Origin of the sequence: Mycobacterium marinum (assembly GCF_003391395.1) — a bacterium.
Taxonomy (GTDB): Bacteria; Actinomycetota; Actinomycetes; order Mycobacteriales; family Mycobacteriaceae; genus Mycobacterium; species Mycobacterium marinum.
Window position 1 is genome coordinate 734,755 of record NZ_CP024190.1, and the last position, 19,310, is coordinate 754,064.

Annotated in this window: 17 protein-coding genes and 1 pseudogene; 8 read left to right on the plus strand and 10 right to left on the minus strand. The window is 65.2% G+C overall.

What is annotated here, in order from left to right; all coding sequences use genetic code 11:
• Nucleotide 1 precedes the first annotated feature (1 nt).
• The 3 genes from eutC to eat are packed head-to-tail and all read right to left on the minus strand — an operon-like array spanning nt 2 to nt 3,629.
• Complete coding sequence (eutC, locus tag CCUG20998_RS03090) at nt 2–775, minus strand: ethanolamine ammonia-lyase subunit EutC (protein WP_020731652.1); 774 nt, start codon at nt 773–775, stop codon at nt 2–4.
• Nucleotides 772–2,181 (minus strand): ethanolamine ammonia-lyase subunit EutB, encoded by a 1,410-nt coding sequence (locus CCUG20998_RS03095; protein ID WP_020731653.1) that lies wholly within the window; start codon nt 2,179–2,181, stop codon nt 772–774. Before CCUG20998_RS03095 ends, eutC begins: the two co-directional genes overlap by 4 nt.
• Nucleotides 2,178–3,629 (minus strand): ethanolamine permease, encoded by a 1,452-nt coding sequence (eat, locus tag CCUG20998_RS03100; protein WP_020731654.1) that lies wholly within the window; start codon nt 3,627–3,629, stop codon nt 2,178–2,180. Before eat ends, CCUG20998_RS03095 begins: the two co-directional genes overlap by 4 nt.
• A 476-nt stretch (nt 3,630–4,105) precedes the next feature.
• Here eat and CCUG20998_RS03105 point away from each other — a divergent pair, with 476 nt between their 5' ends.
• Nucleotides 4,106–5,431 (plus strand): adenylate/guanylate cyclase domain-containing protein, encoded by a 1,326-nt coding sequence (locus CCUG20998_RS03105; protein ID WP_012392625.1) that lies wholly within the window; start codon nt 4,106–4,108, stop codon nt 5,429–5,431.
• A gap of 98 nt (nt 5,432–5,529) precedes the next feature.
• Nucleotides 5,530–6,645, plus strand: coding sequence for a glycoside hydrolase family 76 protein (locus CCUG20998_RS03110; protein ID WP_020731655.1), 1,116 nt, complete (start codon nt 5,530–5,532; stop codon nt 6,643–6,645).
• Here CCUG20998_RS03110 and CCUG20998_RS03115 read toward each other — a convergent pair.
• Nucleotides 6,634–7,326: a DedA family protein gene (locus CCUG20998_RS03115; protein WP_012392627.1), complete on the minus strand. Its 693-nt coding sequence runs from the start codon at nt 7,324–7,326 to the stop codon at nt 6,634–6,636. The genes CCUG20998_RS03110 and CCUG20998_RS03115 overlap by 12 nt on opposite strands.
• Nucleotides 7,327–7,426: 100 nt before the next feature.
• Here CCUG20998_RS03115 and fbaA point away from each other — a divergent pair, with 100 nt between their 5' ends.
• Nucleotides 7,427–8,461 (plus strand): class II fructose-bisphosphate aldolase, encoded by a 1,035-nt coding sequence (gene fbaA, locus CCUG20998_RS03120; protein WP_012392628.1) that lies wholly within the window; start codon nt 7,427–7,429, stop codon nt 8,459–8,461.
• An 86-nt stretch (nt 8,462–8,547) separates the two neighbouring features.
• Here the strand turns inward: fbaA and mgtE are convergent, their stop codons facing one another.
• Nucleotides 8,548–9,930: a magnesium transporter gene (gene mgtE, locus CCUG20998_RS03125; protein WP_036427540.1), complete on the minus strand. Its 1,383-nt coding sequence runs from the start codon at nt 9,928–9,930 to the stop codon at nt 8,548–8,550.
• 753 nt (nt 9,931–10,683) lie between these two features.
• Nucleotides 10,684–11,499: an Rv0361 family membrane protein gene (locus CCUG20998_RS03130; protein ID WP_020731656.1), complete on the minus strand. Its 816-nt coding sequence runs from the start codon at nt 11,497–11,499 to the stop codon at nt 10,684–10,686.
• A gap of 150 nt (nt 11,500–11,649) precedes the next feature.
• Here CCUG20998_RS03130 and CCUG20998_RS03135 point away from each other — a divergent pair, with 150 nt between their 5' ends.
• From CCUG20998_RS03135 to CCUG20998_RS03145, 3 genes are all read left to right on the plus strand, one after another.
• Nucleotides 11,650–12,063, plus strand: a complete 414-nt coding sequence (locus tag CCUG20998_RS03135) for a DUF3151 domain-containing protein (RefSeq protein ID WP_036427538.1) — start codon at nt 11,650–11,652, stop codon at nt 12,061–12,063.
• A 222-nt stretch (nt 12,064–12,285) separates the two neighbouring features.
• Complete coding sequence (locus CCUG20998_RS03140) at nt 12,286–13,044, plus strand: methyltransferase domain-containing protein (RefSeq protein WP_020731657.1); 759 nt, start codon at nt 12,286–12,288, stop codon at nt 13,042–13,044.
• Between the two features lie 416 nt (nt 13,045–13,460).
• Nucleotides 13,461–14,435, plus strand: a complete 975-nt coding sequence (locus tag CCUG20998_RS03145; protein ID WP_020731658.1) for a sulfotransferase domain-containing protein — start codon at nt 13,461–13,463, stop codon at nt 14,433–14,435.
• Nucleotides 14,436–14,463: 28 nt separating this feature from the next.
• Here the strand turns inward: CCUG20998_RS03145 and CCUG20998_RS03150 are convergent, their stop codons facing one another.
• From CCUG20998_RS03150 to CCUG20998_RS03160, 3 genes are read right to left on the minus strand one after another with little or no spacing between them, the layout of a single operon-like run.
• Nucleotides 14,464–15,387: a cation diffusion facilitator family transporter gene (locus tag CCUG20998_RS03150; protein WP_036457007.1), complete on the minus strand. Its 924-nt coding sequence runs from the start codon at nt 15,385–15,387 to the stop codon at nt 14,464–14,466.
• Nucleotides 15,388–15,431: 44 nt separating this feature from the next.
• Complete coding sequence (locus tag CCUG20998_RS03155) at nt 15,432–16,211, minus strand: site-2 protease family protein (RefSeq protein ID WP_099052611.1); 780 nt, start codon at nt 16,209–16,211, stop codon at nt 15,432–15,434.
• A 10-nt stretch (nt 16,212–16,221) separates the two neighbouring features.
• A complete protein-coding gene (locus CCUG20998_RS03160) occupies nt 16,222–16,899 on the minus strand; it encodes a hypothetical protein (protein WP_020731660.1) in 678 nt (225 codons plus the stop codon).
• 90 nt (nt 16,900–16,989) lie between these two features.
• Between CCUG20998_RS03160 and CCUG20998_RS03165 the strand changes: the two genes are divergently transcribed.
• A complete protein-coding gene (locus tag CCUG20998_RS03165; RefSeq protein WP_012392636.1) occupies nt 16,990–18,288 on the plus strand; it encodes an adenylosuccinate synthase in 1,299 nt (432 codons plus the stop codon).
• Nucleotides 18,285–18,944, plus strand: a complete 660-nt coding sequence (locus CCUG20998_RS03170) for a PaaI family thioesterase (protein ID WP_038578741.1) — start codon at nt 18,285–18,287, stop codon at nt 18,942–18,944. The genes CCUG20998_RS03165 and CCUG20998_RS03170 overlap by 4 nt, the downstream gene beginning before the upstream one ends.
• On the opposite strand, the pseudogene CCUG20998_RS29145 reads toward CCUG20998_RS03170, so the two are convergent.
• Nucleotides 18,941–19,139, minus strand: a pseudogene (locus CCUG20998_RS29145) (esterase); the annotation flags it as partial. The gene CCUG20998_RS03170 and the pseudogene CCUG20998_RS29145 sit on opposite strands and share 4 nt — an antisense overlap.
• Nucleotides 19,140–19,310 lie beyond the last annotated feature (171 nt).

Consider the following 19,310-nt stretch of genomic DNA (forward strand, 5'->3'; position numbering starts at 1 on the left):
GTCAGCCGATGCCGAGCGTGTCGTCGGCGGTCAGTTCGGTGCGCGAGGTGTCTTTGAGGGCCACCCCGGAGCGGCCGAGTTTACGGGCCCCGGTGACCAGGGCAGCGGCGATGCCGGCGGCGGTCTGGTAGTCGAGGCCGTCGGGCGGGTGGATGTTGGAGATGCAGTTTCGATCCGCATCGGTCAAACCCGGTCTCGGCAGGTGCGTCAGGTAGATGCCCAAGCTGTCCGCAACCGATAGCCCGGGGCGTTCGCCGATGATCACCAGCAGCGTGCGCACTCCCAGCGCCTGACCGATGTGGTCGCCGAGGGCAACGCGCGCCTGGGTCGCGATCACTGGCGAGGCAATGCGATAGCGGTCATGGAACTCGCGCACCAGCGCACCCAGCAGGCCGGCGCCGTGATCGGTGAGGGCGCGAGGCGATAGGCCGTCGGCGAGCACGATGCCGATGTCGGCGCCGGTGTTGGGCAGGATGGACAGGTCCGCCGGAGCGCGGCCTAGATCAGGCCGGCGCAGGTACTCGCTACGTGAGCTGGCCTGACTGCGCACCACCAGCGGTGCGCCGAGGCCCAGGTCGCGGATCTGTTCGGTGAGCCCTGCGACGTCGAGCGGGTCGTGCACGGCGTCCCGCGCGGCGGCGTGGGCGGCCTGGAACTCCAGGACCCGCCGGGTGGGCAATGAGTTGCCGGCGCGGCCGAGTCCGATGCGCGCTTGGGTGACGTCGCGCAGCAATGCCCACACCTCATCGGCGGCCCGTGCGTCCGGTGCGTTCATGCACCGGTTGCCAATGCCCGCAGCGGCGAGGTCGCCAGATCGATGGGCAGAATCCGTCCGTTGGCGTCGGCCATGCCCAGACCGGTTAGCCAGGCTTCGAATTCGGGTGCGGGGCGCAGCCGCAGCACCTGTCGCACGTACAACGGATCGTGAAACGACAGGCTTTGATAGCCCAGCATGATGTCATCGGCGCCGGGGACGGCGATCACAAAGGCCGCGCCCGCCACGCCCAGCAGGGTGAGCAGCGTATCCATATCGTCCTGGTCGGCTTCGGCGTGGTTGGTGTAGCAGACGTCGACGCCCATCGGCAGGCCCAGTAGTTTCCCGCAGAAGTGGTCTTCGAGCCCGGCCCGGATGATCTGTTTGCCGTCGTAGAGGTATTCCGGACCGATGAATCCGACCACGGTATTGATCAACAGCGGCTGCAGCGTCCGGGCCACCGCATAGCCCCGCGCCTCCAATGTCTGCTGATCGACGGGCTTGCCGCCGGTGCCCAGGTGCGCACCGGCAGACAGGGCCGAACCCTGTCCCGTCTCCAGGTACATGACGTTGTCGCCAACGGTGCCGCGGCGCAGCGACCGCGCGGCTTCGTTGGCTTCCAACAACATTGGGATGTTCACACCGAAACTGGAATTGGCGCCCTCGGTGCCGGCGATGGACTGGAAAACCAGGTCAACGGGCACACCCTTGTCGATCAACTCCGTGGTGGTGGTGACGTGGCACAGCACGCACGATTGCATGGGGATCTCGAAACGTTGCCGGATGTCATCGAGAAGGTGGAGCAGGTCCGCGGTTGCCTGAGGCGAGTCGGTCGCAGGATTGATGCCGACCACGGCGTCGCCGCAGCCCATCAGCAAGCCGTCGAGCATCCCGGCCGCAATTCCACGCGGGTCGTCGGTGGGATGGTTGGGCTGCAGCCGGGTGGCTAGCCGGCCCGGTAATCCGATGGTGGTGCGGAAGGCGGCGGTGGCGGTCGTGGCCGCGGCGACCAGAATCAGATCCTGATTGCGCATGATCTTGCAGACCGCGGCAACCATCTCCGGGGTCAGGCCCGGCGCGATCGCCGCGATGCGTGCCGCACTGTCGTCGCGAGCCGCGTTGTCCAACAACCAATCGCGAAGGCCGCCGACCGTCAGATGGGAGATCGGAGCGAATGCCTGGCGGTCATGGCTGTCGATGATGAGCCGGGTGACCTCGTCGGTTTCGTAGGGCACGACCACGTCGCTGAGAAACGTTGTCAGCGGCATGTCGGCGAGTACCCAAGCGGCGGCGGCACGTTCGGCGTCATGTTCGGCGGCACAGCCGGCGAGCTGGTCACCAGAGCGCAGCGGCGTTGCCTTGGCCAACACGTCGACCAGCCCGTCGAAGGCATACGTGGTACCCGAAATAGTCTGCCGGTAGCTCATTGCAGTTCGCTTTCGAAATCTTGCGAGCCCGCCAATTCTTCGTCCGGAGAATTGGCGACCAGTTGATGCCGACTATATAAGGCGAAATACATTATGAACGCACAGAATACGCCCAGGCAGCACAAAGCGGCCACGGTGTCCACCAGGAATGTGGCAATGAGCGCGGTCGCGGCGACCAGCAATGCGAAGCCGGACGTGGCAATACCGCCCGGGGTGCGGTAAGGGCGGGTCATATCGGCTGCCTGCCGCCGCAATACGATATGGCTGATCATCATCAACACGTAGCTGAGAGTGGCTCCGAAGACCGCCATGTTCAGCAGAAGATCACCTTCACCGGTGACCGACAGCGCGAAACCGATGACACCGGGAACGATCAGGGCCAGCGTCGGCGCCTTGCGGGAGTTGGTGATCGACAGCGCGGTCGGCAGGTAACCCGCCCGTGACAGCGCAAACAGCTGCCGCGAGTAGGCATAGATGATGGAAAAGAAGCTGGCGACCAGACCGGCCAGCCCGATGTAGTTGACGACGGTGGCCGCGACGGTCGGCCCCAGCGCCGCTACCAGTGGATTGCCCGAAGACGACATGGCCGCGGCTCCGCCCGCGCCGGTGGCCAACAGCAGCACGGCCGCACACGTCAACACCAAGACGCTGAACGCGGCGGTGATGCCGCGCGGAACGTTGCGGGCCGGATCTGCCGTCTCCTCGGCGGCCAGCGGCACCCCCTCCACGGCGAGAAAGAACCAAATCGCAAAGGGCAGCGCCGACCACACACCCAGATAGCCGTGCGGCAGAAAAGCGGATGCGCCGACCGCGTCGGACGGGGTGATATCCACCAGATTTGCCAGTCGAAAGTGGCCGACCGCGGCGATTGCGAAAACGACGAGGCCTACCAGTGCCACACCGGTGATGATGAACATTACCTTCAGCGCTTCACCCACACCCGACAGATGAATGCCGATAAAGAGTGCATAAATGGTCAGGTAAACCCACCATCCATTGCGAATGCCGAACAGGCCCAGCGATTGCACGTATGCGCCGATGAAGGTGGCGATCGCCGCCGGTGCGATTGAATACTCGATCAGGACGGCGGTGCCCGTTGCGAATCCGCCCCACGGTCCCAGCGCGCGCCGGGCGAAGGTGTACCCGCCGCCCGCGGCCGGCAGTGCCGAGGACAATTCGGCCATGCTGAGCACCAAAGCCAGATACATCGCGGCGATCACCACGGCCGCGATCGCCAATCCGCCGAAGCCGCCGCGCGCCAGCCCGAAGTTCCAACCCGAATAGTCCCCCGAGATCACGTAGCTCACGCCCAGCCCCGCCAGCAGCAGCCAGCCGGCACTGCCGGTCCGCAACTGTCGTTTCTGCAGGTAGGTCGGTGACTCCAGGTGGCTGTCGGTGCCAGCCAAGTGTCCCCCCGCGAGGTGTGCAACCTCGTGATCGCCTGCCACCTCGTCGACCTCCGTTCAATCGATGGGCCTTCAGCATCTGTTCCGGCCCGTGGGAAAGCCAACCGGTGCAATACAGACTTAACTTTTTGCGCCGGGCCGACAAGGGTTGGCGGTCGGTCCTACGAGTAAGCCTGGGACGCCTGGGTCAACGGTGCAGCCCGCCCGGTTGGTGGTGACCGGGCACGGGCAAACCGGGGCCGTGAGCCCCAGTCCGCCATCGGCTGCGCGCCACCTTAGACGACGGTGGGTGCCGCTGGGAACCCCTCGGGAGTGGCGGATCGAGGCGGTGCGCGGCGGGCGGTCCGGATCCATTCTGGGACCAGCGGTCTCGGTATTTGGCGGCCGCAGCGAGGGTGCGTGTCGGGCTTGATAAATCGGATCGGCGATTGGCGTCGATCGTGCGCGGGTAGTGGCCGAACTGCGAATTGTCGAGGTGAAGCCGGTTAATTCGGGGCCTTTTCCGATAGGCTTCCGGTGTGGCTCACGTCGATGTCGAATCCACGGAGCTGACAGCGGAGCCGGCCGGTTGGTCGTTTAGCGGGCCGTTGCTGTGGCTGAAGTCGGCGATTGTCGATCGCGACCGCCAATACGCCGATAGCCTGACCAGGCGTCGTCGCGTCGTTGCCATCGTTGCGTGCACCGCTTCGGTGGTCAGCGCGAGTTTCGCGGTGATCGAGGTGCTGGCCACCAGTCAGTGGTACGTGGTCTCGCTCAACGCCGTAATGGCCGTGGTGTTTGCGGTGATACCGCTGCTATACCGGCTCGGCGAGCTGGTTCCGGCGCTGGCGTTGGTGATTGCCGCCAACGTGTCACTGGTCGTGGTCAGCTGGATGATCGACTCGCACGTCGGGATCGCGTTCTACTTCCTGATGTCGGTGTTGGTTGCGGCGCTCGTGCTGGGCATCGATCACCTCATGTTGGCGGCGGCGGTGGTGACCTTCGGGGTCGTGATCAACATCGCGGCGCGAGTCGTGGCCCCGTTCCATGCCAGAAAGATGCCGGTCTGGGCCACCGATGCGGGCTTTGCGGTCACCACGATTTCGGCATCGGTGGTAGTCATGGCGACGATCTGGTACGCGCTCAATGAGATTGAGCGGGCCAAGGAGGCCATCGAGCTCGAGTACGAACGTGCGGAGTCGTTGCTCACCAACATCTTGCCGGCGAGTGTGGCGGCCCGGCTCAAGGACCCGGCGACCAAGATCATCGCCGACAACTACGACGACGTCTCGATACTGTTCGCCGATATTGCCGGCTACACCGAACGCGCCAGTCGCGCCACTGCGGAGGAGCTGGTGAAGTTTCTGAACCGCTTCTATGGCGAATGCGACGACCTGGTCGAGCGCCACGGGCTCGAGAAGGTCAAGACCTCCGGAGACTGCTACATCGTGGTGAGCGGTGTGCCGCAGCCCAAGTCGGACCACCTGGAGGCGCTGGCCCGGTTTGCGCTCAGCCTCTCGGATTCGGTGGGTCACCTTACCGATCACACCGGTGAGACGGTATCGATCCGGATCGGCCTGGCGGCCGGTCCGGTGGTGGCCGGCGTGGTCGGCACCAGCCGGTTCTTCTATGACGTCTGGGGCGATCCCGTCAACGTCGCTGCCCGCATGGAGTCCACGGGTTTCCCGGGACGCATTCAGGTTCCGCAGGATGTGTACGAGCGCCTCAGGGAGCGTTTTGTCTTCGAGGAGCGCGGCACCGTGGCGGTGAAGGGCAAGGGGATGCTGCACACCTGGTTTCTGGTCGGCGAGCGCACCTCCGAGTCATCGCCGGTGGGTGGGTCCGTAGTGGCCGCTGGTGATTGACGAGCGTCCACGTCTGCGACTCTGGTTCTTGGATGCCAAGCCGGCTGGTGCCGCACTGGCGGCGTGGGCCCGGAATGTCTGAGGCAGGATCGGGGGCTATGGACCAGCTATGGGCGAACCGGGCCGCGAGTTCTGAAGCCGCCATCACCGGGCGTCACTTAAAGCGGCTGTGGGGGCTACCCGGAACCCAGTTGGGCGTGGTGTCATGGCCGTCGGAACGCAAAGATCGCATGTTCGGCACTTGGCATTACTGGTGGCAGGCGCATCTGCTGGACTGCCTGATCGACGCGGAGTTGCGCGACCCGCAGGCCGAGCGGCGCAGCAGGATCAATCGGCAGGTCCGCTCACACCGGTTGCGCAACAATTTCTCCTGGACCAACAGCTATTACGACGACATGGCCTGGCTGGCGCTGGCACTGGAACGGGCGGCGCGGATAGCAGGTGTGCAGCGGCGCCGCGCGCTGCCCAAGCTCGCCGACCAGTTCGTCAAAGCCTGGGTGCCCGAGGACGGTGGCGGCATCCCGTGGCGCAAGCAGGACCAGTTCTTCAATGCTCCTGCCAATGGTCCGGCGGGGATATTTCTGGCCCGCTATGACGACCGGCTTGCTCGCGCCGAGCAGATGGGTGACTGGATCGACCGCACGCTGATCGACCCGGAGACGCACCTGGTCTTCGACGGCATCAAGGGCGGGTCGCTGGTCCGCGCTCAGTACACCTATTGCCAGGGGGTGGTGCTCGGTTTGGAGACGGAGCTGGCGGCGCGGACCGGAAACGATCGGCACGCGCCTCGCGTCCATCGACTGGTCGCCGCTGTTGCCGAACACATGGCTTCCGCAGGCGTGTTGAAGGGGGCGGGCGGCGGAGACGGCGGACTCTTCGCGGGAATCACCGCCCGGTATCTGGCTCTGGTGGCCACCACCCTGCCGGGTGATTCCGCCGACGACGCGCAAGCGCGCGACACCGCCCGCGCGATAGTCCTCGCGTCGGCGAAATCAGCGTGGGATTGCCGGCAAACAGCGGACGGGCTGCCGGTGTTCGGGGCGTTTTGGGACCGCGACGCCGAGTTGCCCACCGCAGAGGGGCAGCAGGCACAGTTTGTCGAGGGCGCGGTGCAGGGCTCGGAGATCGCCGAGCGAGACCTGTCGGTGCAACTGTCGGGCTGGATGCTGATGGAGGCGGCCCACAGTGTCGCGGCGGTCAGCTCACTCGGGTAGCACTACCGGGTCGGAGGAGTCGGACTCGTTGTTGGGGGAGCGCCGCCGCGACCGGTAGCCCCGCCAGGCCGCAGTCATGGCCGGGATCAGGGACACGATCAGAATGCCCAGGATGATCTTTTCCAGGTTGTGGTGCACAAATGGCACATTGCCCAGAAAGTAGCCGGCCAGCGTGACTCCGGCACCCCAGCTGATCCCGCCGACGATGTCGAATGCCAGAAACACCGGATAGCGCATGTAGGACACGCCGGCGATCACCGGCACGAAGGTTCGCGCGAACGGCACGAAGCGGGCCAGGATGACGGTCCAGGGCCCGTACTTCTCGAAGAAGGCGTGCGATTCGGTCACATAGTGCTTCTTGAAGAACCGCGAATCTTCCTTCTTGAACAGCGCGGGTCCGATCCGGCGCCCGATGAAATATGCGGTCTGGTCGCCCAGGACCGCCACCACAGCCACGGCCGGGGCGAGCACACCGATCGTGACCGGTGGATGCGCACTGGCGGCCAGCAGACCCCCGGTAAACAGCAGCGATTCGCCCGGCAGCAGCGGAAACAGCAAACCGGTCTCGATAAAGACGATGAGCAATATGCCGGGAAGCACGGCGGACCCGAAAATTCCGTCGGCGCCCAGCCAATACATCGGGTCGAGGATGTCCGGCAAGGCCATCTCGGCGGTGTTCATGGTGTCTCAACATACCGGCTTGAACAGGTGGCCCACCGGAGTGGACACATTCCCCGGTCTTGCAATACTGGGTACACCCAGCCTTCAGGAGGAGTCTTTCATGCCCATCGCAACGCCCGAGGTCTATGCCGAGATGCTGGGACGTGCCAAAGAGAATTCGTACGCCTTCCCGGCCATCAACTGCACATCTTCGGAGACAGTCAACGCCGCGCTCAAAGGCTTCGCCGACGCCGGCAGTGACGGGATCATCCAGTTCTCCACCGGTGGTGCGGAGTTCGGTTCCGGCCTAGGTATCAAGAACATGGTGACCGGTGCCGTGGCGCTGGCCGAATTCACTCACATCGTCGCGGCCAAGTACCCGATCAACGTGGCGCTGCACACCGACCACTGCCCCAAGGACAAGCTCGACACCTACGTACGGCCGCTGCTGGCGATCTCAGCCGAACGGGTGTCGGCCGGAAAAGATCCGTTGTTCCAGTCGCACATGTGGGACGGTTCGGCGGTCCCGATCGATGAGAACCTGGTCATCGCCCAGGAGCTACTCAAGGCGGCCGTGGCCGCCAAGATCATTCTCGAGATCGAAATCGGCGTGGTGGGCGGCGAAGAGGACGGCGTCGAGGCCGAGATCAACGAGAAGCTCTACACCACACCCGAGGACTTCGAGAAGACAGTTGACGCGCTGGGCGCCGGTGAGCAGGGCACCTACCTGCTGGCCGCGACCTTCGGCAACGTGCACGGCGTCTACAAGCCGGGCAACGTCAAACTGCGCCCCGACATTCTCGACCAGGGGCAAAAGGTGGCCGCCGCCAAGCTCGGGCTGCCCGACAGCGCCAAGCCGTTCGACTTCGTCTTCCACGGCGGCTCGGGCTCCCTGAAGTCCGAGATCGAGGAGGCACTTCGGTACGGCGTGGTGAAGATGAATGTCGACACCGACACCCAGTACGCGTTCAGCCGACCGATCGTCGGGCACATGTTCACCAACTACGACGGCGTTCTCAAGGTAGACGGCGAGGTCGGCAACAAGAAGGTCTACGACCCGCGCAGCTACCTCAAGAAGGCCGAGGCCGGGATGACCGAACGGGTGATCGAGGCCTGCAACGACTTGCACTGCGCTGGGAAGTCGCTAGCCGGCTGAGCGGAGCCGGCTGGCCGGCTGAGCGGAGCCGGCTGGCCGGCGAGCGAAGTCGGCGAATTGAGCCGGAGCCGGCTGAGCGGAGCCGGTCAGAGGCCCTGCAGCTGCGTCAGGGTCAGGTGCGCGATCATGAAGTAGATGATCAGCCCCGTGCCGTCGACGATGGTGGCGATCAGCGGCCCCGAAACGATCGCGGGGTCGATGCGCAACTTCTTGAGCAGCGGCGGCAGGATCGCCGCCACCAGCGATGACCACACCACGATGGCGGCCACCGTGACGGCCACCGTCACCGTGACCTGCGGGCCCACGTTCAGCGTCCAAGCGCGGATCACCGCGGCCACCGCCATGGTGAAGCCGACCAGTGCCCCCGTGGACAGTTCCTTGACCAGCACCGCGGGGACATCGCGGAACCTGACCTGACCGGTGGCCATCGCGCGCACCAGCGTGGTTGCGATCTGGGTGCCGGTGTTGCCGCCGGTGCCGATCAGCAACGGGATGAAGAAGGCGAGCGCGATCACCGCCTCCATCTCGTCGGAGAACGCCCGCAACACGCTGCCGGTGTAGGCCTCGGCGACAAAGAGCACGAGTAGCCACACCACGCGCTTGCGCCACAGCAGCCATGGCGACGCACGCAGATACGGCACCTCCAGCGGGGCCGACCCGCCCTGACGCTCGGCGTCTTCGGTCGCTTCCTCCTGAGTGATGTCGAGGGCTTCGTCCTCGGCGATGATGCCCAGCAGGCGATTTTCCCCATCGACGACGGGGACCGCCATGAGGTTGTGGGTCATCAGCGTCTGTGCCGCCAATTCCTTGTCGGTCAGCGGTGAGACGACGATGAGATCCTCGGTCATCAATTCGGATACCAGGCGCTCGGGGTCGGCCAGAACCAGGGCCCGAAAGGCGACGACGCCCAACAGATGCGAGTCGGCGTCGATCACGTAGACGTAGGCGGTGGTCCGGGAGTCGCTGCGCAATCCTGCGGCGTGCTCGCGCACGGTAGCGATGGCATCCAGCACAGTCATGTTGGCGCCAACGGTCAGCGTTTCGGGCACCATGTGCGCCGCGGCGGAGTCCTCGGGCCAGCTCAGCAGGCCACGCAGGACAACCGCGCGCTTCAGCGGCAGCGAGGCCAGCAGGGCATCGCGCTTGGCGGTCTTGAACTCGCGCAGAATGTTGGCGGCGTGATCGGAGTCCAGCGCATCCAGCAGGCTGGCCGCCACCGCCGAGTCCATCGCTTGCAGCGCCTCGGCAGCCAGCATGTCGTCAACCGATTCGAACAACTCAACGCCGCTGGTGGTGTCGAGCAGGTCACCGAGCTTGGCCAATTCGGCTTTGGACAAGGAGGCAAGTTCACGGACGCGATCCGGCGCGTCGGTGACCACATCGAGCCACAAATCGACGGCTTTGGGCGTCCCGATGCCGACGACTTGTCGGATATCAATAGTCGATTGCTCGACGGTCGGGTAGTGGATGCTCACGTGAAACTCACCTGCCTCTCCTGGAACAGCGAATCGGGTCGAAATCCCCGCAGGAGCAGGCAATTCGCCAACACCCTGCCACAGAATGCATGTCGGCGCATTTCGGCAGCAGTCGATCTCCCACGCTGGAAACCGAGCTACTCCGTCAATTTGACGAACGGGTGGTGCGGGCCGGAACTAGCCCGAAACTACAGGTAACGAATGGGCCAATTGTTCCGCAACCGTGGTTCGCGTGTTCTGGCATGTCTGCACTGATGGGGGGCGGTGACCGCGGCATTCTTCGGTGTTTGTGGAGACATCCGAATATGCAGTAGCCGCCGCGACTCACAGGGTAGACCCCCGGCGGTGGTAAACGAATAGTCGAGGTCATTGCGAGCGGATCACTGCGCGCCTTTTACCGTCGTGAAGCCTGCCTCAATCCTGGCGGGACGCAGCTTACCCGGCGCGGCCGGTGCGACTTGGGTCCCGCTGGATGGGGCTGGATGGGGAATGTCTCGGGGGAGTCGTGGTTCCCTCGACGAACAGCGCAACCGGTCGCCGCCGAAAGCCCCCGCGGCGAATCTGTTCTTGATCGAGTCCGGGAATTGGCCACAAATGGTTGGACCTGGAAAATGCGCGCTGGCGGACCCGGGGCCAGTGCTAACCGCGGTCATATTTGAAAGTTATTGCAGTGCAACAGATTTTGCGCGAAGTGCGGGCGGGTCGAGCGGGAGAATTGTTGCCCGGTGGAAGCTGCGGCGTGCGCTACTAGCTGCTCGGTGACTGGCAGATCTTCCACTGATCATCGCGGAACTGCAGATCAAGGCTGCGCGTCGAACGAACCTGCGGGTCGTAGGCCATGAAGGTGGTGATGTTGGCCTCGGCGTGCTGGCCGTTGACCACGACCTGGTCGATGCTGGCGATGACCGGATATTGCTTGGCCGCTGAGACCCGGCGGTAGGTTTCGTCCCACGAGCGTTCGTCGTAGTCCACATAGCCGTCGCGGGTGGTGCCGCAGGTGATGCTGCGCAGAGCGGTTAGATCGCCGGTCTGCACCGCGGCGTCGAAGTGCTGGATGGTTTGGCGCACCCGGTCTTCCTGGGACACGTTCGGGTGCTTGTTGCGGGTCAGTAGGACGGTGCCCAGGATGGCGATCGCCGCCAACGCCAACACGATCACGACAATTGCCAGTACCCAGCCCCAGTTGCGCTGTTTCAGGGCAGCCGGTCTGCCGCTATCGCGCGGCGGGATCGATTGCGGCACCGCAGTTTTCGGCGGCATGCCGATCGGTGGTGGGCCAGCGGGCGGCGCTTGGTGGGTTTGGAACACCTCGGTGGCCGGCTCGGGTGCGGTCGCAATGACCTGAGTCTCCTTGGCGTCGAAGCCTGGCGCGGTGAAGCGCCGCTCAGGTTGCGCGTCCGCGCCTGACGGTTCGGGATCGGTAACGGGATCGGCCTTGGAGATGACCACAGTCTCGGTTTCAGTGTCATCGGGGATCAGGGGAAAGCTCTCGGTGCCTTCTTCCCCGGCCGCTGCGTCCCTGGTTTCGGTCCCGTCGCGGTCGGGCTCGGATGCGTTGGGCATGAGTGCTGCTTTCCTCCCGCTATTGAGTGGGTAGGTTGGAGCTTAGCGACCCTACCCCCGCTTGGGGTGATTGCCGAGCTAGGAACCGTTTGAGTGGCGGCCAGGCAGGCGAGTTTGGCTACGCCCAGAGCGGTTGGCAAAATGACGCCCATGACGTCGATGGGTGATCTTCTGGGGCCCGATCCTATTCTGCTGCCCCCCGACAGTGAGGCTGAGCAGAAGTTGCTGGCAGACGAAAGTCCCGCCACCGTCGCCGCCGCCCATCCGTCGGCGTCGGTGGCCTGGGCGGCGCTTGCCGAGGAGGCGCTCGACGACGACAAGGTCATCACCGCCTACGCGTACGCGCGCACCGGTTATCACCGTGGCCTGGACAAGTTGCGCCGCAACGGCTGGAAAGGCTTCGGGCCGGTGCCCTACGCGCACGAATCCAACCAAGGCTTCCTGCGGTGCGTGGCCGCTCTGGCGCGTGCCGCTGACTCCATCGGCGAGACCGACGAGTACCGGCGGTGTTTGGACCTGCTCGACGATTGCGACCCGACGGCCCGTTCGGTGCTTGGGTTCTAGGCGAGCAACTCTTCTTGCTGGGCGGCTTGCTGGCCAACTGGCACCGGCCGTCGAGGCTGCGAACCGGGCCAGGCGTTGTCCCGACACTTCCGAGCCTGGCGACGCTAGCCGCTTCGCGGGCATCCGTGCGTCATGCACCGAAGCCACTTCGCGGCACCCTTCGTGCGGTTCGCCATCCAATAAGGAGCCCCGAAGCCCTGAGAGGCCTTGATAACGTGAGGCGTGGCAAGAACGTTCGACGATCTGGTGGCCGAATCTACGTCAGCGCCCGTGGCCGGCTGGGACTTCTCTTGGTTGGATGGCCGCGCGACCGAAGAGCGCCCGTCATGGGGCTATCAACGATTGCTAGGTCAGCGTCTGGCGAACGCGACGGCCGCCTTGGACCTGGAAACCGGCGCCGGCGAGGTGTTAGCCGGCGCGGGCAACTTCCCGACCACCATGGCCGCCACCGAATCATGGCCGCCCAACGCGGCTCTGGCCACCAAGCTGCTGCATCCGTTGGGTGTGGTGGTGGTCGCCACCGGTGACAAGCCGCCATTGCCGTTCACGGACGCCGCGTTCGACTTGGTGACCAGCCGTCACCCGTCCAACCTGTGCTGGGGAGAGGTCGCCCGGGTGCTGCAGGCGGGTGGCACGTATTTTGCCCAGCACGTCGGGCCTGCGACATTGTGGAGCCTGCGCGAGCATTTCCTCGGGCCGCGACAGCACGGCGGGCCCGATCAGTACGCCGACCGGATGCGCACGGAAATCACCGGCGCCGGCCTCGAGATCGTCGATATGCGGATCGAGCGGCTTCGGGTGGAGTTCTTCGACGTCGGGGCCGTCATCTATTTTCTGCGAAAGGTGATCTGGTTTCTGCCGGACTTCACCGTCGAGTGCTACCACGATCAGCTGCGGGCGCTGCACAACCATATCCAGTCCGAAGGCTCGTTTGTCACACACTCGACCCGGGTACTCATTGAGGCCCGCAAGCCACTCTAAGGCCGGTCGGCGGGTTGCCGACGGAAACTGAATCACTCAGGGTGCAAGCCCATCTCGGCCCATCCTGCGGCATCGTCGCCCGTCGGGTGCTGCCTCCACTGCCCTGGCCCAAACAATTTCGTATGGACAACCATACGTTTTTGTATATAGGCTGCGCCGACGTGCATCGTCGAGCACCGACAGGAGGTGAGGGTATGTCCCACGAAGTGTTGTTCTGCGAGAAAGAGAGCACCCACTCGTGCTATGTGTTCAGCGCCAACGAACTCACCGAGTGAGAGTTGGCTTCTGACCGGCACAGTGAGACGCCGATCCGACGGGATGTGGGCAAGTTGGGCTCACATCCCGTCGGTATCGGCAACAAGTCAGTGCAAATGCTTCGTGGCGAGTGGGGCCACGATCGAGAGAAGTTGCCCTAGATGGCCGGACCTGTCCTGTACCGCTCATTGATGAGCGACAACCTGCGTTGGTACGCGCTTGAACTGCGCGAGGGCGACATCGTCATTTCCGCGCCGTGGAAATGCGGCGTGACTTGGACCCAGCGGTTGGTCTCACTGCTCGTCTTCGAGGGCCCGCAGCTGCCGGCGCCAATGTCGAGGGTGTCACCGTGGCTCGACCAGACGATTCGCCCGATCGAGGATGTGGTGAGGGCCCTGGATGCGCAGCGGCATCGCCGGTTCATCAAGACTCACACGCCGTTGGATGGTCTGGTGCTCGACGATCGGGTTACCTACATCGGGGTGGGCCGCGATCCGCGTGACGCCGCGGTATCGGAGCTGTTCCAGTGGGCCAACGTGGAAGCCAGCGCATTGCGGACCCCCGAAGTGACGGCGATGCCGCACCAGCGATTTGTTCAGTCAGACGCCGACTTCCGGCTCACCTTCGATTGCGCCCCTGACCGGATTGAGGCGTTCCGCAGCTGGATGGACGCGGCGGCCGTGCCGTCGTCGGAGATGCGGTTTCAGCCGCCTACCGAGATCGGATCCCTGGCCGCCATCCTGCATCACTTCGGCTCGCTCTGGCAGCGGCGCCACCTGCCCAACGTCGCCATGTTCCACTTTGCCGACTATCAAGCGGATTTGGTGGGTGAGCTGATCCGGCTGGCCGAGGTGCTCGGTATTGAGCTGGGGTGTGCTCGCGCCCGGGAGCTGGCCGCCTACGCCACGCTGGATGCCATGCGGGAGCGCGCTTTCGACTTCGCTCCCAACGCCACAGACGGTGTGTGGCGTAGCAACGAGCGCTTCTTTCGGGCGGGGGGTCGGGGTGAGTGGCGGGAGATCCTTTGTGGGGCTGAGCAACAGCGATACGAGGAGCGTGTCGCCGCACTGGCTCCGCCGGATTTGGCCGCCTGGGCGCACGGCGGTCGGCAGGCCCGCGACCCCGCCGTCGGGTAGGCAGGGTGGCCGAAGCGGGCCGCTTGGCTCAGCCGATCGCGGGCACCGCGTCCGAACAGCTATCGGGACATTCCTGGATGCCCGCGGTGTGCTCGATCTGGACCGTGGCATGGTGCAGCCCACGGTCGGAGAGCACGGCGCGCGCGTCGTGCAGCACCCGCGCGGAGTCCGCGCTGCTGGTCAGGTGGGCGGTAGCCATGTCCTTGCCGGGGGCCAGCGTCCACACGTGCAGGTCGTGCACCTCGGTCACGCCGTCCACGGCGCGCAGCGCCGAACGAAGCTCGTCGACGTCGATATGTCTCGGCGAGGATTCGGAAAGGATTCGTAGCGCGGCGCGGGCCAACGAGACCGCCCGCGGCGCCACCCACAGCGCGACCAGCACGGCGACCACAACGTCCGCGTAAGGCCAGCTGGTCGTGACGGTAACCACGCCCGCGGCCAGCACGCCGAGGCTGCCGACGGTGTCGGCGACGACTTCCATGTAGGCGCCCTTGACCGCCAGGCTGCTGTCGGCGTGCGAACGCAGCAGCAGCGCAACCACGATGTTGGCGGACAGGCCGGCGAGTGCCACCACGATCATCGGCAGGCCGGGCACCGAGGGCGCCTCGCGCAGGCGATCGATCGCTTCATAGACGATGAACAGCGCGACCCCGATGAGCAGCGCCGCGTTGGCGACCGCGGTGAACACCTCGGCGCGATGCCAGCCGTAGGTGCGGTTTGGCGACGAGCTGCCCCGCCTGCCCAGGATGACGGCGGCCAGTCCCATGAACACCGCGACCACGTCGGTGAGCATGTGGCCCGCATCGGCGAGCAGCGCGATCGAATTGATCAGCCATGCGGTGGTCAGTTCCACCACGAAAAACATCGCCAGGATCGTCGCCGCACAGACCATCCGGGGAATCATCCGTGAGGCGTAGGCCGTAACGGGGGTGTGATTGTGTCCAGCGCCCATGGCAGAGCAATATATGCGTATTTATGCATATATTGCAACCGTGGTCAGATCCACTGACTCCAGAAGCGGGTCAGCGAGTTGCCGACCATCGCCAGTAGGTGGGGTACCCCGGAAAAGTCGAAGACCCAGCCGACAAACTCGAACAGCCACTGGTTGAGCACCGGCGCCAAGAGCAAGAACAGCAGGATGAAGATGCCAAATTGCTTGGCGGGTGCCAGCGCGCGCTGAGTCTGTGGGCTCAGATGGGGCTCCAATGCGTCGTAGCCGTCCAGACCGGGGATCGGCAGCAGGTTCAGCACCACCGCCATGATCTGCAGAAAACCCAGGAACGCCGCTCCGGCCCACAACACCCAGTGGTCCTGGTCATAGAACAATCTGGTTGCGGTAAGCAGCAACACCGCCAGCACCACGTTGGCGGCCGGCCCCGCCAGACTGACCAAGGTGCGTCGGGTCGGCGTCATGAACCACGTCCGCACGTACACCGCGGCACCCGGTAGTCCGATTCCGCCCAACGCGATGAAAACCATCGGCAACAGCAGCGACAGCGCGGGGTGGCTGTAGCGCCGCGGGTCCAGGGTCAGGTAACCGCGCACCGCGACGTCGTGATCGCCGAATCGCCAGGCGGTGAACGCATGCCCGAACTCGTGCAGGCATAGCGAGACCAGCCAGCCGGCGATGACGAAGACGAACACCCCGGCATACGCCAAGGGACGGACGCTGGATCCCGCCAGCCAGGCCAGCGCCGCTCCAACTGTCGTCAGCCCGACCAGGCCCAGAAAGATCGGGCTGGGTCGCACCGACTCGTGCAGGCCCATTTCGCTCACCGGTCGAAAGCTACCGGACCAGCAGCCAGCCTTCGACGTTGCGGTAGAACGTGGAGCGCCGCACGGCCCGGGGTGCCGGGATACCGTCGCGGATCACTCGGGCGCCGCTGGTGCCCAGCTGGGCGGCGCGTCCGCCAATCCAGCGTCGCCATGGTCTGCGGTCGTGCCGGGCGGCCCGCAGGCCGGGAAGCTCCAGCGTCGGCTGGATGTAGACACCGGCAATGTCGCCGTCGAACAGCGTGTTGTCGTCGACGACCGCCTCGCCGTGGATCGTCTGCTGGTCATCGGCGGGTAGCCAGCGGGCGCGCCCGACGATCACCGTCGCGGTTTCGTCGCGAATCAGCGGCACCCGCCCCGCGCTGCCGCGCCGGGCGCGCCATGCGCCGCGGCGTCCCGCGGCCAACCGGTACACCCGGGTCGCTGTGGTGCGCCGGCGCGGCACGTAGGCCACCTCGATGTCGAGTCGGTCGGTCCGCAGTAGCCGGGTCAGCACCGCGGCCAGGTCGGCATCACCGCCGATCACAGCGAGCCGTGGGTAGGCGGCCAGCGCGGCGTCGATGGACGCGGAATCGCCGACTTGATGGGTCGGCAGGCCGGTCAGTGGGGCGGGCACGGCTTGACCATCGAACACCAGTACCGCCATGCTTGGCGTGTTCGCGGCCGATTTCACCCCCATATTGCTGCCCATTCTTGAAGCTCCTCCTGACCTCCTGGGTAGGGTAGGTCACCGGCTGGAACACAATAAGCGGGCTTAACCCGTGAGACCAGGGAGCGCGTCATGCCGGCAATCGTCCTCATCGGAGCCCAGTGGGGCGACGAGGGCAAAGGTAAAGCCACCGATCTACTCGGTGGACGGGTGCAGTGGGTGGTGCGCTACCAGGGCGGTAACAACGCCGGGCACACCGTGGTCTTGCCCTCCGGCGAGAACTTCGCGTTGCACCTCATTCCGTCCGGCGTGCTGACGCCGGGGGTCACCAACGTGATCGGCAACGGAGTCGTGATAGACCCAGGGGTCCTGCTCAGCGAGCTGAAAGGGCTGGAAGATCGCGGGGTCGACACCTCCAAGCTGTTGATCTCCGCGGACGCGCATCTGCTGATGCCCTACCACGTGGCCATCGACAAGGTGACCGAGCGCTACATGGGTAGCAAGAAGATCGGGACCACCGGTCGCGGTATCGGCCCGTGCTACCAGGACAAGGTCGCCCGAATGGGCATTCGGGTGGCTGACGTGCTCGACACCGACCAACTCGCGCACAAGGTCGAGGCGGCCCTCGAATTCAAGAACCAGGTGCTGGTCAAGATCTACAACCGCAAGGCGCTGGATCCGGACCAGGTGGTCGAGTCGCTATTGGAGCAGGCCGAGGGTTTCCGCCATCGCATCGCCGACGCTCGCTTGCTGCTCAACAACGCGCTGGAGGCCGGCGAGACGGTGTTGCTGGAAGGTTCCCAGGGCACCCTGCTCGACGTCGACCACGGCACCTACCCGTACGTGACGTCTTCCAATCCGACAGCCGGCGGGGCTGCCGTTGGTTCCGGCATCGGACCCACCCGGATTCGCACGGTGCTGGGGATTCTCAAGGCGTACACCACCCGGGTGGGCTCCGGCCCGTTCCCCACCGAGCTGTTCGACGAGAGCGGCGAATACCTGTCCAAGACCGGTGGCGAATTCGGCGTCACCACCGGCCGGCGCCGCCGCTGTGGCTGGTTCGACGCCGTCATCGCGCGCTACGCCACCCGGGTCAACGGCATCACCGACTACTTCTTGACCAAACTCGACGTGCTCTCCAGCCTGGAAACGGTGCCGGTGTGCGTCGGATATGAGATCGACGGCAAACGCACCAGTGAGATGCCGATGACCCAAAGCGATCTGTGCCGTGCCAAACCGGTCTACGAGGAGCTACCGGGCTGGTGGGAGGACATCTCGGCGGCACGGGAATTCGACGACCTGCCGGCCAAGGCCCGCGACTATGTGCTGCGGCTCGAAGAGATTGCCGGAGCGCCGGTTTCGTGCATCGGTGTCGGTCCCGGACGGGACCAGACCATCGTTCGACGGGACATCCTGCAGGAACGCGCGTGACCCATTATTCTTCGCTCGGATCGGAAGGGTCCGGGGAAGAAGTCGATCCCGAATACGAGCATCACGGCGGGTTCCCGGAGTACGGACCCGCCAGCCCCGGTCCTGGCTTTGGCCGATTCGTGGCAGCGATGCGCCGATTGCAGGATCTGGCCGTGTCTGCCGATCCCGGTGACGGCGTGTGGGACCAAGCCGCCGAGCAGGCCGACGCACTGGCAAGCCTGCTCGGCCCGTTCCAGGCCGATGAGGGACAAGGGCCCGCCGGGCGAACACCCGATCTGCCCGGCATGGGCAGCCTGCTGCTGCCGCCGTGGACATTGACCCGCTACGCCCCCGACGGTGTGGAAATGCGGGGATCATTCAGCCGATTCCATGTCGGCGGCAACTCGGCGGTGCACGGTGGCGTGCTGCCGCTGTTGTTTGACCACATGTTCGGCATGATCTCGCACGCGGCGGCGCGGCCCATTAGCCGAACCGCCTTCCTGCACGTCGACTACCGCAAGATCACCCCGATCGATACCCCGTTGCTGGTGGGTGGGCGGGTCACCCGCATCGAGGGCCGCAAGGCGTTCGTGGCCGCGGAACTGGTCGACGCCGACGAGGTGTTGTTGGCCGAAGCCAACGGTCTGATGGTGCGACTGCTACCGGACCAGCCCTAGCCCGTCGCCTGGCGGATGTACTCGCCGATCTGGCGCAGGCTGTACGTCGCCTCGGGCAGCATCGGCGCGGCCACCTGGAAGTCGTGTAAGAGTGCTTCGGCCCCAGAGGCGTGGATGAGGGTACGGGGCCCTGGCGGGAAACATCGCGTCTGACTTGATGTTGGGATGGGCCTTCTTGGACCGCATTGCCAACTGCCCCAGATCTTGTGGGAGCCGTTCGCGGCCGCTATGTCACAGTCGATAATGCTGCCAGCATCGGTGGCGCTGTTGGGCCTGAGCGCCGCGCTGTTCATGGTCGGATTGGCGAACTCGGCCGCCCGGCCGCCCATACGCCAGTGCGCGCCTTCAGACTTCCCTTGACGTTGA

Coding starts and splice junctions, on each gene's coding strand:
- eutC (WP_020731652.1), bottom strand. CDS start 775: ATGAACGCACCGGACGCACGGGCCGCCGATGAGGTGTGGGCATTGCTG.
- CCUG20998_RS03095 (WP_020731653.1), bottom strand. CDS start 2,181: ATGAGCTACCGGCAGACTATTTCGGGTACCACGTATGCCTTCGACGGG.
- CCUG20998_RS03110 (WP_020731655.1), top strand. CDS start 5,530: ATGGACCAGCTATGGGCGAACCGGGCCGCGAGTTCTGAAGCCGCCATC.
- CCUG20998_RS03115 (WP_012392627.1), bottom strand. CDS start 7,326: ATGAACACCGCCGAGATGGCCTTGCCGGACATCCTCGACCCGATGTAT.
- fbaA (WP_012392628.1), top strand. CDS start 7,427: ATGCCCATCGCAACGCCCGAGGTCTATGCCGAGATGCTGGGACGTGCC.
- CCUG20998_RS03130 (WP_020731656.1), bottom strand. CDS start 11,499: ATGCCCAACGCATCCGAGCCCGACCGCGACGGGACCGAAACCAGGGAC.
- CCUG20998_RS03135 (WP_036427538.1), top strand. CDS start 11,650: ATGACGTCGATGGGTGATCTTCTGGGGCCCGATCCTATTCTGCTGCCC.
- CCUG20998_RS03145 (WP_020731658.1), top strand. CDS start 13,461: ATGGCCGGACCTGTCCTGTACCGCTCATTGATGAGCGACAACCTGCGT.
- CCUG20998_RS03150 (WP_036457007.1), bottom strand. CDS start 15,387: ATGGGCGCTGGACACAATCACACCCCCGTTACGGCCTACGCCTCACGG.
- CCUG20998_RS03160 (WP_020731660.1), bottom strand. CDS start 16,899: ATGGGCAGCAATATGGGGGTGAAATCGGCCGCGAACACGCCAAGCATG.
- CCUG20998_RS03165 (WP_012392636.1), top strand. CDS start 16,990: ATGCCGGCAATCGTCCTCATCGGAGCCCAGTGGGGCGACGAGGGCAAA.